This is a genomic window from Rhizobium sp. AAP43 (genome assembly GCF_001296045.1).
Taxonomy (GTDB): Bacteria; Pseudomonadota; Alphaproteobacteria; order Rhizobiales; family Rhizobiaceae; genus Allorhizobium.
Genome location: NZ_LJHS01000045.1, coordinates 63,686 through 77,490 on the forward strand (window position 1 = coordinate 63,686; position 13,805 = coordinate 77,490).

A 13,805-nucleotide genomic window follows, 5' to 3' on the forward strand; every position below is an offset into this window, starting at 1 on the left:
AGGGACCGGAACCTAATGCCCGAAGTGATTTTCAACGGCCCAGCGGGCCGCCTCGAAGGCCGTTATCAGCCCTCCAAGGAAAAAAGCGCGCCGATCGCCATCATCCTGCACCCGCACCCCCAGTTCGGCGGCACGATGAACAACCAGATCGTCTACCAGCTGTTCTACATGTTCCAGAAGCGTGGCTTCACGACGCTGCGTTTCAACTTCCGCTCAATCGGTCGCAGCCAGGGCGAGTTCGACCATGGCGCGGGCGAATTGTCGGATGCAGCCTCCGCGCTCGACTGGGTCCAGAGCCTGCATCCGGATTCGAAGAGCTGCTGGGTCGCCGGCTATTCCTTCGGCGCCTGGATCGGCATGCAGCTTCTGATGCGCCGCCCGGAAATCGAAGGCTTCATGTCGATTGCGCCGCAGCCGAACATCTACGATTTCTCCTTCCTCGCCCCCTGCCCGTCTTCGGGCCTGATCATCCATGGTGACGGCGACAAGGTCGCGCCGGAGAAGGACGTGATCGGCCTCGTAGACAAGCTGAAGGCGCAGAAGGGCATCCTGATCACCCACAAGACGATCCCAGGTGCCAACCACTTCTTCAACGGCCAGGTGGAAACGCTGATGTCCGAATGCGAAGACTATCTCGACCGTCGCCTTGAGGGCGATCTGGTTCCGGAACCGGCTGCCAAGCGGATCCGCTGAACGCATCACATCTTCGTCTCTCGAAATGGCGCGGACATGTCCGCGCCATTTCTTATTCGTGCAAGGCCTTGCATTGACAACCTGCCGCTGCGTCGGGGATCTTGCGCAAGGACAGGACACGCAATTTTCATGACCAAAGTTGAAATGAACCTATTATCCTTCGACGCCGTCGGCCTCGCCGGTGGCGGAAACCGGTGTTACTGGCAAAGCGGCTTCCTGAAATCCTACAGCGAACACCACCCGCTTGCGCCGCGCTTCTATGTCGCGGTGTCCGCCGGGGCCTATCATGGCGCCATGTTTCTGGCCGGTGTCGGTGACCGGGTCCGCGCATCAGCCTTTGCCTTTGCAGAAAAACGATATCCCGGAATTGATTGGCGGGCGCTGAAGAAACGCCAGTCACCACTTGTCGTCGGCGCATTATTCCGAGACCTGCTCACCAGCGAATTCGGCGAGGCTGAACTCGCGGCGCTCAAAAGCGCCCCTCCGATGCTGATCCAGTTATCGGAGCTTCCGGGATGGATGCCCGGAACCATGGGCGCAGCCGGGTCGATCGCAGCCTACCAGATCGAAAAACTATTGACGGACGGGGCGCATTCCCGGGCTGGTCGGCGCATGGGGCTGAAACCAGTCTGGATGTCGACACACAATATGGACCATCCAGGCGAACTCGTGGACGCACTCATGGCGACAGCCTCGGTGCCGCCTTTCATGCCGGTGGGCCGCGTTCGCGCCCGCGCTTATCTTGATGGCGGCCTTGTTGACAATCCGCCGCTGATCAAGCTCAGCGAGGTGGAAAACAAGGGATGGCGGACGCTCCTTTTGTCGACGCGCTTCGGCCGCCTGCCTGCGTCCGCCCCGAACCGGGTGGTTGTCGGGCCAAGTGAGGATATTCCGGTCAACAAGTTTGCCGTCGGCGATGCCGCCGGCATCCGTCACGCCTATGAAGTGGGCTTACGCGACGGGCTGGCTTTTGCAAGAGCCAGCACGCCGAACGGAGAAAACGCGCGCTAATCGCTGTTGTCTCGGCTCTTTGCCAGGATCCCACCGGCCATCGGCGCCTTGACACCGGTGATGCCGGGAAATGTCAGCGGCAAGCCTTTCGAGGCGCGAACAGCCAGATAGGCCCAGGCCTCTGCCTCCATCGCGTCACCGTCAAATCCCGCCGCCTCCGCAGACAGCACCGTCGCTTTCGTTTCCGCCGCAAGGTGGGCGAGATCTGCCATGATCATCCGGTTTAATCGACCACCACCGCAGATCACATAGGTCTTCGGCGCCGACGGCAGATGGCCCGCGGATTTCAGGATTGCGGCCGCTGACACATAAGCCAGCGTCCGGGCGCCATCAGACAATTCGGCCTCATGACTTTGCGGCGGCTGGAAATCGTTGCGATCAAGCGACCGGCGGGCCTTTGCCGTGAAGAAAGGGCTGGCGAGATAGCGCTCGGCGAGCCCCATGCTGACCGCCCCTTCCGAAGCGATGCGGCCGCCGTCGTCATAGGGAATGCCGGCATTGGCCTCGACCCATTGATCAATCAGCGTGTTGCCCGGACCGCTGTCGAAGCCGATGATCGTGCCGTCTCGATCGAGGAAAGTGAGGTTCGAGATTCCGCCGATATTGACGAAACAGACCGGCCAATTCTCTGCCGGGATCTGATGCGCAAGTGCGTGGTGATAGACCGGCACCAGCGGCGCACCCTGCCCGCCATGCAGCATGTCATTGGCGCGCATGTCGTAGACCACGTCGATACCGGTTTTGCGGGCCAGCAGCGGGCCGTCACCGATCTGCACGGTCAAAGCCTCATCCGGTCGGTGCAACACAGTCTGGCCATGGAAACCGATGAGATCGACGTCGCGACTGGTCAGGCCTTCCCGCTCGAGAAACATCAGGGCCGCCTCGACATGACGTTGAGTGAGGTCCGTTTCCATACGTGAGAGACCGCCCGGTCGCTCGTCACGCTGTCTGATTGCCTTGGCGTCTTCAAGAGCCTGCTTGAGTTGATCGCGGAAGGCCGGCTCGTAGGGAACCGACAGGAAGGCTCCCCGCTCCACGACAGCCTCTCCATCGGTGCGCAGAAGCGCCACGTCGATGCCATCCATCGAGGTGCCGCTCATCAACCCGATCGCCGTTCTGATATCCGCCATGTATCCCCCGATTCGACTGCTGCTGATCAGGGACATTCATGACCGAGACGGGTGCACATTTCAAAAAACAATGCTAAAGCCCGCGCGGATTTCCCAGATAGGCACCAAAGACCAAGAAACCGAAAGCGCAAGCGTCATGACGAAGTTCAAGTCCGATTTCCTCCGCATCCTTTCTGAGCGCGGCTTCATTCATCAGATGTCCGATGAAACGGGGCTCGACGACCTGCTCGCCAAGGAAAGCGTGACGGCCTATATCGGCTATGACCCGACGGCATCGAGCCTGCATGTCGGCCACCTGATGCAGATCATGATGCTGCGCTGGTTCCAGACCACTGGGCACCAGCCGATCTCGCTGATGGGCGGCGGCACGGGCATGGTCGGCGACCCTTCGTTCAAGGAGGAAGCGCGCAAGCTCATGACGATCGATATGATCGAGGACAATATTGCCTCGATCAAGCGCTGCTTCGCCAACTACCTCGACTACGACAAGGGGCCGAAGGGCGGCGCCCTGATGATCAACAATGCCGAATGGCTTCGCCCGCTGAACTATCTCGAATTCCTGCGCGATGTCGGCCGGCATTTCTCGGTCAACCGCATGCTGTCCTTCGACAGCGTCAAGACGCGCCTTGATCGCGAGCAGTCGCTGTCCTTCCTGGAATTCAACTACATGATCCTCCAGGCTTACGACTTCGTCGAGCTCAACCAGCGCTACGATTGCCGGCTGCAGATGGGCGGTTCCGACCAGTGGGGCAACATCATCAACGGCATCGACCTCGGGCACCGCATGGGCACGCCGCAGCTTTACGCACTGACGGCCCCGCTGCTCACCACCTCTTCCGGAGCCAAGATGGGCAAGTCGGCCTCGGGCGCCGTCTGGCTCAATGCCGATCTGCTGCCGGTCTATGACTTCTGGCAGTACTGGCGCAACACCGAGGATGCCGACGTGGTCCGCTTCCTGAAACTCTTCACGCTTCTGCCGATGGACGAGATCGAGCGGCTCGCAGCGCTCGGCGGTTCCGAGATCAATGAGGCGAAGAAGATCCTTGCGACCGAAGTGACCACGCTGCTCCACGGCCGCGAGGGTGCCGAGCAGGCCGCCGAAACGGCCCGCAAAACCTTTGAGGAAGGCGCACTTGCCGACACACTGCCAACGATCGAGATCCCCTCGGCCGAGCTCGATGCCGGGATCGGCCTTCTCGCTCTGATCGTGAAGGCCGGTCTCGCCGCCTCCAACGGCGAAGCGCGTCGTCACGTCCAGGGCGGCGCCGTCAAGATCAACGACGTGGGCGTCTCTGACGAACGCATGTCCGTCGGCAGTGCAGAGGTCACCGGCGATGGGGTGATCAAGCTTTCTCTCGGCAAAAAGAAGCACATCCTGGTCAAGCCAGCCTGACGTCTCAAGGCTCAAGATTGAATACCAAATAAGCCCGCAATTGCGGGCTTTTTCATGCGGGACGCACGCTCTCGGCCGTGCCTTCTTTTTTGCCACACCAAGGAACATGCCGCAAAACACAGCATGTCATGCACAAATGCATAGCAGTCGCATATTAATTGCACTGCACAATCTTGTTTTACGGGCGTATAAGAAGGTCAATCGCTGATGCGGGAAACACCGCAAGATCAGCCAGAACATCACCGAGGAAACGACCATGAACCCGATCCGCATTGCCAAGAACTGGATGAGCTACCGCCGTACGATGAGCGAACTGGGCAACCTGTCCGCACAGACCCTGAACGACATCGGCATCACCCGCTACGAAATCCGCAACATTGCTTCGCGTTCTTTCCGTTAATACGGAACTGATGCGGCAGAGTGTTTGAAACGGCGCCGCATGGTGCCGTTTTTGATTCTGGCCTTTCGAATTGTGTGCCCTGCGGCCACGTGACAGCCAGACAGCCGGTGGACCTTCGGCGCCGAGCCGTGATAAGGAGCCGCCCATGACGAACAGCACCTTCTCCCCCATTCATATCATCGGCGGCGGCCTGGCCGGTTCAGAGGCTGCCTGGCAGGTCGCCGAAGCCGGCGTTCCGGTCATTCTGCACGAGATGCGCGGTGTCCGCGGCACCGATGCGCACAAGACCGACGGACTTGCCGAACTGGTCTGCTCGAACTCCTTCCGCTCGGACGATGCGACAGCCAATGCCGTCGGCGTCATCCATGCCGAGATGCGGCTTGCCAATTCGCTGATCATGGCCTGTGCCGACAAGCACCAGGTGCCAGCCGGTGGGGCCCTTGCCGTCGACCGCGACGGTTTTTCAGACGCGGTGACCGCAGCACTTCACCAGCACCCGCTGATCTCAGTGGTGCGCGAAGAGGTCACCGGGCTTCCGCCAGAGGACTGGGATCTCGCAATCATCGCAACCGGCCCGCTGACGTCGCCGGCCCTCGCAGAAGCGATCCGCGAAAGAACGGGCAAGGATGCGCTCGCCTTCTTCGATGCCATTGCTCCAATCGTCCACACAGAATCCATCGACATGGACATCTGCTGGTTCCAGTCGCGCTACGACAAGGTGGGGCCCGGCGGCACAGGCAAGGACTACATCAACTGCCCGCTCGACGAGACCCAGTATAACGCCTTCATCGACGCCCTCATCGCCGGCGACGCCGTCGGCTTCAAGGAATGGGAAGGCACACCCTATTTCGACGGCTGCTTGCCGATCGAGGTCATGGCGGAACGCGGTCGCGAGACACTGCGGCACGGGCCGATGAAGCCCATGGGCCTCACCAACGCCCATAACCCGACCGTCAAGCCGTATGCCGTGGTCCAGCTGCGCCAGGACAATGCGCTCGGCACGCTGTACAACATGGTCGGCTTCCAGACCAAGCTTCGCTACGGCGCCCAGGCCGAGATCTTCCGGATGATCCCCGGCCTGCAGAACGCCGAGTTCGCCCGGTTGGGCGGATTGCATCGGAACACCTACATCCATTCCCCGACCCTTCTCGACCACAGTCTGCAGCTCAAGGCACGGCCGGGCTTGCGCTTCGCTGGCCAGATCACAGGCTGCGAGGGCTATGTCGAGAGCGCTTCGATCGGACTGCTAGCCGGTCGTTTCGCAGCAGCAGAGCGCAAGGGCGAGACACCAAGCCTTCCGCCGGCAACGACCGCGCTTGGCTCACTGCTCAACCATATCACCGGCGGCCACATCGTCTCCGACGAGGAACCCGGCAAGCGCTCCTTCCAACCGATGAACATCAATTTCGGATTGTTTCCGGAGCTTGACCCCGGCTCGATCGTCAAGCCCGAAGGCGTCAAGCGCTTTCGCGGCAAGGACAAGACGATCATGAAGCGGCAATTGGTGTCGGCGCGCGCACTGGCACATTGCAAGGACTGGCTCGGCCTCGCCTGAGGTCGCAGCCAGGCCACATCCCGTAAGGTGAGTGGTCTATCCCTGAGTCAGGCCGGCATGCCGGGCATATCCGGTCGATCGGCATGGCCGACATAATTCCCGAGCAGCCAGAGCGATACTTCGGCGGCCTCTGCCGGATTGGCGAAAGTGAATTCGCCATTGTGAAAAGGTGCATCGAGGAATTCGACGGCAAACCCGTTGCCGGCAGGCAGGTTGCGGACGCGTACCATTCCCGGCTTGATCAGGTGGCAGGCATAGTGGCTGCGCATATTGCGCATGAAGCCGGCCTTGCTGTCATGCAGACGGACAAAGACAGCTTTGCCATCCGCTGTCGCATGCAGGCTGCGGATAGCCTCCTGCGGGAAGGCGCGGCCGAACTCGACAATCGCAAGCCCCGTATCCTGAAGGCCCTCAGGCTCGTCACGGCGTGCCATCTTGGTGGAGAAATAGGCAAGGAAGCCGATCAGAACCAGCACAATTCCCCAGGTGAACATGGCGCAGCTCCGTCTCCAAACGCACAAGGATATCGTATAAACCCGCCCTAACAGGCGAGACTTGCGCGAACGTGACCACGCGGCCAGCCGGCAGAACGCTCAGATTCTACCCGAAATCAACGTCGCAAGCAAAGACAGCTGACGGCGCCATTGAGGCGCTCGGATGTCCCGAACAAGCACATCTGCACCAGCCCGCCGGGCGCGTTTAAGGACGTTTTCCGTCAAGGCGGCCGGCAGATAAGCCGGCAGGAGCTGCTTCGGGATCGTGCCGCCGGCCCGCGCCTTCTCGAGGTGATCAAGTCCGTAGCCGATGAATGCGTCGAGCGCCGTGGCAATCCGCGCCTGATCCTCGCCCGCCAGAAAGCCCGCCCGATCAAGCCCGGCAGCTGCGAGGATATCGGCGGGCAGATAAACCTGACCACGGCGACTGTGAATGGGCAGCATCAGCAGCGATCCCGCCACCAACTGCGCCACACCGGCATGACCGGCAATGTCAGAGGCGCCCTCAGCCGCTGCAGGATCAAGAACAAGACTGGAAAGCTGGATGAGCGCCGATGCCGTTTCTCCGGCATAGCCCTCGAACATCGCTGTGCTTTCCATGGGATCATCGTAGAGATCAAAGATGCGCGCATCGGCCATGCCGACCAGCGCGGCCACCGGCAGATTATGCGTCCTGACGGTGTTCAGCAGTTCTGCCGCGATCGGATTGGCAGCCGTCTCTCCATGTGCGCTGCCAGCCAGCAGATCGCGCCAATACTGCAGTCGCACTTCGCCGGTCAGGGGCTCGCGCGTCACGTCCCGCACCCGGGCCAGTTCGGCATTATAGGTATACAGTGCCGAGAGAGCGGACCTCGCTTCCACCGGCGTCAACAGGGAGGCGAGGTAGCGGTCCCGGTCGTTGTCGCGCAAGGCGGCCAGACAGAGCATATCGTTGGAGGGCTGGGTGTCGCTCACTCTCGACCTTTCAGGATGCTGGGCGTCACCACGTCAGACAGCGATCAGGGCTGCTGCGACAGGGCGCGATTCGGCCAGCATGATGTTGTACGTACGAATGGCCGCACCTGTGCTCATCGTGTCGGTGGAAAGCTTGGCAGCCTTCAACGAAGCTCGCACATCCGGCGACAAGAGCTTGATCTGTCGCCCGGTACCAACAAGCAAGAATTCCACACCGGTCTCCGCCATCACCCGCGAGAAGGAGGCCGTGGTCAGGGCATCGTCTTCGCCCTGCTCCCAGCCATAGATGCCGGAGGGCAGCAGGAGCAGCGACCCCTTGTGCGACATGTCGGCGAAGCGGAACCCGCCATTGCCATAGGAATCAATCGGCGCTCGCCCCGGGAAGTGGGCGTCGCGCACGACGACGCCCTTGTCTCCGAATCCGAACACCATGACCTTAGACCCCTGCCTTTGCGCCCTTGCCCGCCTCGGCCTCATCCTGCTGGAACGTCTCGGGACGCAGGTTGAAGGCGATCAGCACGGGACCGGCAATGTAGATCGACGAGAAGGTACCGATCAGGACGCCGGCGAGCATTGCGAAGGTGAAGGACGAGATCACTTCTCCGCCGAACATGTAGAGAGCCCCGAGTGCCAGAATGGTACTGCCCGCCGTCAAAACGGTTCGCGACAGCGTCTGGTTGATCGAGGTATCAATCATGATATCGAGCGGCATCTTCTTGTAGCGCCTGAGGTTTTCGCGCATGCGGTCATAGACGACGACGGTGTCATTCAGCGAGTAACCAATGATCGTCAGGATCGCTGCGATGCTGGTCAGGTTGAACTCGATGCCGGTCAACACGAACAGGCCCAGCGTGAATATCACGTCGTGCAGGGTCGCGATGATGGCACCTACGGCAAACTGCCATTCGAAGCGGAACCAGATGTAGAGCAGGATACCGAACAATGCGACCGCGACACCGACGGTTGCCGTGAAGGTCAGATCGCTCGATACGGCCGGGCCGACCACTTCGACGCGGCGGAAGTCGTAATCTGCCTCCAGTTCGCCACGCACCTTGCTCAGCGCCGACTGCTCGGCATTCTCGCCGCCGTCCTGCGCTTGCAGGCGGATCAGCGCGCTCGATTCATCGCCGAAGCCCTGAGCCTGAACCTCGCCGAGGTTCAGCATGCTCAGGCGTTCGCGAATGTCCGAAAGATCGGCCGTGCCGTCACGGGCCTGAACCTCGATAATCGAACCACCCTTGAAATCGATACCAAGATTCATGCCGAGCGTTGCGAAACCAATCACAGAGGCAATTGAGATCGCGATGGCCACGCCGAAATTTATCTTGCGCATCGCCATGAAGCGAATGTTGCGATTGTCGAAGAAGCCGGTGCGGACGCTGGTCGGAATGCCTTTCGGACGCTTCCAGCGATACCAGACAGCCATGAGCCAGAAGGTCAGTGTATAGGCGGTGAACAGCGTGGTGATGATCCCGATCGAGAGCGTCACCGCAAAACCGCGCACGGGGCCAGAGCCGAGGAAGAACAGGACGACGGCTGCAATCAATGTCGTCAAGTTGGCATCGAAGATGGTGGCAAACGCCTTCTTGAAACCGATATCGATCGCTTCAACCAGCTTTCGTCCGCCGCGCACTTCCTCGCGGATACGCTCATAGATCAGAACGTTGGAATCGACCGCCATGCCCATAGTGAGCACGATACCGGCAATACCCGGCAAGGTGAGCGTTGAACCGATCAGCGACAAGCAGGCAATGATCATGACGATATTGGCGGCGAGCGCGATATTCGCCATGACACCGAACGTGCCGTAGAAGGCGAGCATGAACACGACTACGGCGATGGCACCGATGACGCTTGCGGTCACGCCGGCATTGATCGAATCCTGGCCGAGCCCCGGACCGACCGTGCGCTCCTCGACGACGGTCAGTGTCGCGGGCAATGCACCGGCGCGCAGCAGGACAGCGAGATCGTTTGCACCTTCGATGGTGAAATTACCCGAGATCTGACCGGAACCGCCGATGATCGGCTCGCGGATCACGGGCGCCGAGATCACCTGATCGTCCAGCACGATGGCAAAAGGCCGACCGACATTCTGCTGGGTCGCCTGGGCAAAGCGCTGCGAACCACGGGTGTCAAAGCGGAAGCTGACAACAGGCTCATTGCTGCGCTGATCGAAAACGGCCTGGGCATCGACGAGGTTTTCGCCGGAAATCAGGGCATTGCGTTCGACGAGATAGGGCACGGCCGGATCGTCTGTCGAATAGAGAACCTGCGACTGCGGCGGCGGACGGTTGTTCATCGCCTCGCTGACCGGCATGCTCGTATCGACCATATGGAAGGTGAGCTTGGCCGTCTGGTTGAGCAGATCCTTCAGGCGCTGCGGATCGGTGAGACCCGGCACCTGCACGATGATGCGGTCATTGCCCTGGCGCTGGATCAGCGGTTCGGTCGTGCCGAGCTCGTCAACACGGCGGCGCACGACTTCCATCGACTGGGTCACGGCGGAGGATACCCGGTAATCGAGCCCCTCTTCCGTCAAGGCAAGGCGAATGGTGCCGTCGCCGGGCTGCTCCAGCGTCACCTCGACCACCGTTCCACCCGTCAAACCGCCAACGCTGACCGGTTGGGTTAGAGTGTTGAGCGCGTCAGCAGCGGCCTGGACCTTGTCCGTATCCGTGATCCGAACCTGAACCTGCTGACCGACGCCAGACAAGCCCGTGTAGCGGATCCCTGCATCCCTCAGCGTCTGGCGAACGTCACCGACGACCGTTTCCAGCCGTTCCTTGACGATATCCTGACGCTCCAGCTTGAGCATGATATGCGAGCCGCCCTGGAGGTCGAGACCGAGGGTCAGCTTGTGTCGCGGCACCCAGGAGGGCATCGCATCCAGTTGTTCATCGCTGAAAGCATTGGGTAGCGCCAAGACGACGGCCAGGGCCACAAGCCCCCAGATCAGCAGTGTCTTCCAGCGAGAAAAATGGAGCATGGAAATCTCGATTTATGCAGAGGATATGGAAAAGGCCGGCATTCAGCCGGCCTCTCAAACTCAGGCAGCGTTTTCGGCTTTGACCGGTTCGCCCTTGACGCGGACTTCCGCCACGTACTGGCGCATGACGCGGACCTTCACGCCATCGGCGATCTCGGCTTCCAGCTCCTTGTCGTCGATAACCTTGGTCACCTTGGCAATGATACCGCCGCCCATGACCACCTGGTCGCCACGACGGATGGAGGAGAGGGTTTCTTCACGCTTCTTCATCTGCGCGCGCTGCGGACGGATGAGGAAGAAGTACCAGACCACCATCAGCGGCGCGAACAGAAGCAGCATTTCGAAGCCCGAACCCATGGCGCTCGGTGCAGCGGCTGCATCCTGTGCAAAAGCCTGCGTGAATAACATGAAAAACTCCTATGAAGCCAATTGGGAGACCCCCACGGACCCCCCTCGTTCAGGTCGCCGGAATATAGTGAGGAGCCATGCGAATGCAACAAAAACAGCGCCGGGCCGTACCAATTTCGTGGCGCCTGCTCTTTCTGACGTCAATTCCGCGTGATACCGCCGCTCAGACGCGTTGAATGCTGCCAGTTCGGAAGGAGAAGGGCCATGACCGATCAGACGATTGCTGCATTGCTCGAAGAGGTTAGACGTCTCGCCAACGCGCTCGAACGGGTTGCGGGGCCGCCGCCGGGTCAGAACGACTGGGACGCCGCCGACTGTTTTGTCTGGAACCCGGCGCGCCAGCATCTCCAACCGGTTGTCAAACCGAACAGGGTCTCGCTATCGCTAATCCGCGGCGTCGACCATGTCCGCGATATCCTGCACGACAACACCCTGCGTTTTGCCGAGGGTTTTCCGGCCAACAACGTCCTTCTCTGGGGCGCGCGCGGCATGGGTAAGTCTTCCCTGGTCAAGGCCGTGCATGCCGATATCCGCAAGGAGACCGGTCTGGCGCTGAAGCTTGTGGAAGTCCACCGCGAGGACACATCCACCCTCCCCGCCTTGCTCGACATCCTGAAGGCTGCGCCTCACAGGGTGCTGGTCTTCTGTGACGATCTCTCCTTCGACCACGACGATACGGCCTACAAATCACTGAAGGCAGCCCTCGATGGCGGGATCGAGGGGCGGCCTGACAATGTGCTGTTCTACGCGACATCAAACCGCCGCCACCTCCTGCCGCGCCACATGATGGAGAACGAGCAGTCGACCGCCATCAATCCCTCTGAAGCGGTGGAGGAAAAGGTATCGCTTTCGGATCGCTTCGGGCTGTGGCTCGGTTTCCACAAATGCAGCCAGGACGACTATCTGACGATGATCGACGGCTATGCAGCGCATTTCGGCTTGCCACTCACCCAAGCAGAGCTGCACCACGAAGCGCTCGAATGGGCAACCACGCGTGGTGGCCGATCCGGGCGCGTTGCCTGGCAATATATCCAGGATGCAGCCGGCCGCCACCGGATCAGCACGGACAGGGCCTAGCCGCCGGCACGCAAAACTATTGAAAACAAAAAAGCCCGGAACGCAGGTTCCGGGCTTTTTCACTTAGCTGGTACGAAATACCTATTCCAGATAAGTGATTGGGTTGACCGGTGCTGCGTCCTTGCGGACTTCAAAATGCAGCATCGGGCGCTTGACGTTGCCGGTCATGCCGGAAGCACCGATGGTCTGGCCGCGCTGAACCTTCTGGCCGCGCTGCACCGAGAGGCTGTCCGCATGGCCGTAGACCGTCACCTTGCCGTCGTCGTGGCGGATCAGAACCGTGTTGCCCAGTTCCTTCAGGCCATTGCCGGCATAGATGACGACGCCGTTTTCGGCAGCCTTGATCGGGGTGCCGCTCGGCACCGAGATCGCGATACCGTCGCTGCGCTTGCCATCGATATTGCCGCCAAAATTGGCGATGACAGCGCCGCGCGCCGGCCAGCGATACTTGCCGATGCCTGTGCCTTCCGGCGAGACATCATCCGACTTCACCGAGGCAACTTCCGTGACAGACTTGGTCGCCGCAGGTGCGGCCTGAGCGGCCGGCTGCTGTGCGGCTGCAGTCTTCTGCGGTACCGAGGCAGTCTTCACCGGATCAGCCGAAGGAGTGGCGCTTGCAACCTGTGTCGGCTTTGCGCCGGAGGCAGGGATCGCAAGCGACTGGCCAATGCGGATATTGCCGGTCGACAGATTGTTGGCCCGCTTCAGTTCATCGACGCTCACGCCATGGGCCTGAGCGATGCGAATGAGGGAATCGCCAGGCTTGACTTCGTAAGAGCCCGAACCGGCTCCGGCCGCCGCCTTGCCGGCGGCAGAAGCGGTTGCATTCTGCTGCTTGTCGCGGCTGCCAGACGTGCCCGGAAGCACACCCAGGTTCTGCGGCTGGCCGTCCGGCAATCTCTGCTTGCCGCCATTCATCGGCAGATTGTTGGCATCCGCCGAGGCTCTGGCCGCATTGACATTACCGCCGGAGGACGGGATCAGAACGAGCTGCCCGGGTGCGGCGTCAGAGGCCATGGTCAGGCCATTGGCCTTCAAGATTTCCCGTTCCGGCACGCCGTAACGGTTGGCCAGGGTCGCAATGGTTTCACCCGGACGCAGGGTCACGCGGGCAGCACTCTGCTTGGACCAGTTGCCGTTGCCAGGCGTTGTCGCGGTCGATGCAGGCTCCTGCAGCGTCTGCGACGGGGCTGCCATTGCCATATTGCCGTTCTGGCTGGCCGACGCGCTCGAAGGCGTGCTCGGGAATGGCTGAGACATGGCTTCTGCGCGCGAACCCAGCGGCCCTGTCGACGCCGATGTCCCCGGCGGGGGCGCGAGTTCGCCGCGCTGGATCGACGACGGCGTGCTGGCGGCGCGGGCCGAGGCCTGCTCGTATCCGCCGGAAACTGGGGCCGCCTGCGCTACGGGCTGCTGCGCATAGCCGCCGCCACCGCCAATATCCTGCTGCGGAACGGGCGCCTGGCGCGGAATCGAGGCTGTCGTCAGGGTATCGGTCGAGAAGACGGAACTGAAACGAGAGGCATCGGAACTGCAACCGGCTGCCGTACTCGCCAGAAGGACGGCGCCACAGAGACGGGCGACCGACGAAGCTGCTTTTGGCGATACACTTTTACGCATGACTCGACCCACATGTGACACAGTTTGAAGTGGGTCCATTAAACCGCGTTAGTGTTACTGGTCAGTTAACCCTGCGGAATCCTT

Annotated in this window: 13 protein-coding genes; 6 read left to right on the plus strand and 7 right to left on the minus strand. The window is 61.1% G+C overall.

Annotated elements, in window-relative coordinates; translation table 11 throughout:
- The first annotated feature begins 15 nt into the window (after positions 1–15).
- Positions 16–693: an alpha/beta hydrolase gene (locus IP76_RS19775; RefSeq protein ID WP_054159960.1), complete on the plus strand. Its 678-nt coding sequence runs from the start codon at positions 16–18 to the stop codon at positions 691–693.
- Positions 694–822: 129 nt separating this feature from the next.
- Positions 823–1,704: a patatin-like phospholipase family protein gene (locus tag IP76_RS19780; protein WP_245281518.1), complete on the plus strand. Its 882-nt coding sequence runs from the start codon at positions 823–825 to the stop codon at positions 1,702–1,704.
- On the opposite strand, the gene IP76_RS19785 is transcribed toward IP76_RS19780, so the two are convergent.
- Entirely contained in the window at positions 1,701–2,834 is a 1,134-nt protein-coding gene (locus IP76_RS19785) for an anhydro-N-acetylmuramic acid kinase (protein ID WP_054160024.1), read from the minus strand. The genes IP76_RS19780 and IP76_RS19785 overlap by 4 nt on opposite strands.
- Positions 2,835–2,970: 136 nt before the next feature.
- Here IP76_RS19785 and tyrS point away from each other — a divergent pair, with 136 nt between their 5' ends.
- From tyrS to trmFO, 3 genes are all read left to right on the plus strand, one after another.
- Positions 2,971–4,227, plus strand: coding sequence for a tyrosine--tRNA ligase (gene tyrS, locus IP76_RS19790; RefSeq protein ID WP_054160025.1), 1,257 nt, complete (start codon positions 2,971–2,973; stop codon positions 4,225–4,227).
- A gap of 256 nt (positions 4,228–4,483) precedes the next feature.
- Positions 4,484–4,627, plus strand: a complete 144-nt coding sequence (locus tag IP76_RS22940; protein WP_082352633.1) for a DUF1127 domain-containing protein — start codon at positions 4,484–4,486, stop codon at positions 4,625–4,627.
- A 145-nt stretch (positions 4,628–4,772) separates the two neighbouring features.
- Positions 4,773–6,182, plus strand: a complete 1,410-nt coding sequence (gene trmFO, locus IP76_RS19795) for a methylenetetrahydrofolate--tRNA-(uracil(54)-C(5))-methyltransferase (FADH(2)-oxidizing) TrmFO (protein ID WP_054159961.1) — start codon at positions 4,773–4,775, stop codon at positions 6,180–6,182.
- Positions 6,183–6,229: 47 nt separating this feature from the next.
- Here trmFO and IP76_RS19800 read toward each other — a convergent pair whose 3' ends face one another.
- The 5 genes from IP76_RS19800 to yajC form a co-directional block, all read right to left on the minus strand.
- The gene (locus tag IP76_RS19800) at positions 6,230–6,676 is read right to left on the minus strand and encodes a hypothetical protein (protein WP_054159962.1); all 447 of its coding nucleotides are present in this window, start codon (positions 6,674–6,676) and stop codon (positions 6,230–6,232) included.
- Between the two features lie 99 nt (positions 6,677–6,775).
- A complete protein-coding gene (locus IP76_RS19805) occupies positions 6,776–7,603 on the minus strand; it encodes a phytoene/squalene synthase family protein (protein WP_054160026.1) in 828 nt (275 codons plus the stop codon).
- Positions 7,604–7,663: 60 nt separating this feature from the next.
- Positions 7,664–8,062, minus strand: coding sequence for an Mth938-like domain-containing protein (locus tag IP76_RS19810; protein ID WP_054159963.1), 399 nt, complete (start codon positions 8,060–8,062; stop codon positions 7,664–7,666).
- Between the two features lie 4 nt (positions 8,063–8,066).
- On the minus strand, positions 8,067–10,616 hold the full coding sequence (gene secDF, locus IP76_RS19815; protein WP_054159964.1) for a protein translocase subunit SecDF: 2,550 nt from the start codon (positions 10,614–10,616) through the stop codon (positions 8,067–8,069).
- Between the two features lie 60 nt (positions 10,617–10,676).
- Positions 10,677–11,024, minus strand: a complete 348-nt coding sequence (yajC, locus tag IP76_RS19820) for a preprotein translocase subunit YajC (RefSeq protein WP_054159965.1) — start codon at positions 11,022–11,024, stop codon at positions 10,677–10,679.
- 204 nt (positions 11,025–11,228) lie between these two features.
- Between yajC and IP76_RS19825 the strand changes: the two genes are divergently transcribed.
- Positions 11,229–12,101: an ATP-binding protein gene (locus tag IP76_RS19825; protein WP_054159966.1), complete on the plus strand. Its 873-nt coding sequence runs from the start codon at positions 11,229–11,231 to the stop codon at positions 12,099–12,101.
- An 81-nt stretch (positions 12,102–12,182) separates the two neighbouring features.
- Here the strand turns inward: IP76_RS19825 and IP76_RS19830 are convergent, their stop codons facing one another.
- On the minus strand, positions 12,183–13,721 hold the full coding sequence (locus IP76_RS19830) for a peptidoglycan DD-metalloendopeptidase family protein (RefSeq protein WP_054159967.1): 1,539 nt from the start codon (positions 13,719–13,721) through the stop codon (positions 12,183–12,185).
- Between the last annotated feature and the right edge of the window lie 84 nt (positions 13,722–13,805).

Excerpts from the sequence above, each read along its gene's own strand:
- IP76_RS19775 (WP_054159960.1), top strand. The coding sequence starts at position 16 with ATGCCCGAAGTGATTTTCAACGGCCCAGCGGGCCGCCTCGAAGGCCGT.
- IP76_RS19780 (WP_245281518.1), top strand. The coding sequence starts at position 823 with ATGACCAAAGTTGAAATGAACCTATTATCCTTCGACGCCGTCGGCCTC.
- IP76_RS19785 (WP_054160024.1), bottom strand. The coding sequence starts at position 2,834 with ATGGCGGATATCAGAACGGCGATCGGGTTGATGAGCGGCACCTCGATG.
- tyrS (WP_054160025.1), top strand. The coding sequence starts at position 2,971 with ATGACGAAGTTCAAGTCCGATTTCCTCCGCATCCTTTCTGAGCGCGGC.
- IP76_RS22940 (WP_082352633.1), top strand. The coding sequence starts at position 4,484 with ATGAACCCGATCCGCATTGCCAAGAACTGGATGAGCTACCGCCGTACG.
- trmFO (WP_054159961.1), top strand. The coding sequence starts at position 4,773 with ATGACGAACAGCACCTTCTCCCCCATTCATATCATCGGCGGCGGCCTG.
- IP76_RS19800 (WP_054159962.1), bottom strand. The coding sequence starts at position 6,676 with ATGTTCACCTGGGGAATTGTGCTGGTTCTGATCGGCTTCCTTGCCTAT.
- IP76_RS19805 (WP_054160026.1), bottom strand. The coding sequence starts at position 7,603 with ATGCTCTGTCTGGCCGCCTTGCGCGACAACGACCGGGACCGCTACCTC.
- IP76_RS19810 (WP_054159963.1), bottom strand. The coding sequence starts at position 8,062 with ATGGTGTTCGGATTCGGAGACAAGGGCGTCGTCGTGCGCGACGCCCAC.
- secDF (WP_054159964.1), bottom strand. The coding sequence starts at position 10,616 with ATGCTCCATTTTTCTCGCTGGAAGACACTGCTGATCTGGGGGCTTGTG.
- yajC (WP_054159965.1), bottom strand. The coding sequence starts at position 11,024 with ATGTTATTCACGCAGGCTTTTGCACAGGATGCAGCCGCTGCACCGAGC.
- IP76_RS19825 (WP_054159966.1), top strand. The coding sequence starts at position 11,229 with ATGACCGATCAGACGATTGCTGCATTGCTCGAAGAGGTTAGACGTCTC.
- IP76_RS19830 (WP_054159967.1), bottom strand. The coding sequence starts at position 13,721 with ATGCGTAAAAGTGTATCGCCAAAAGCAGCTTCGTCGGTCGCCCGTCTC.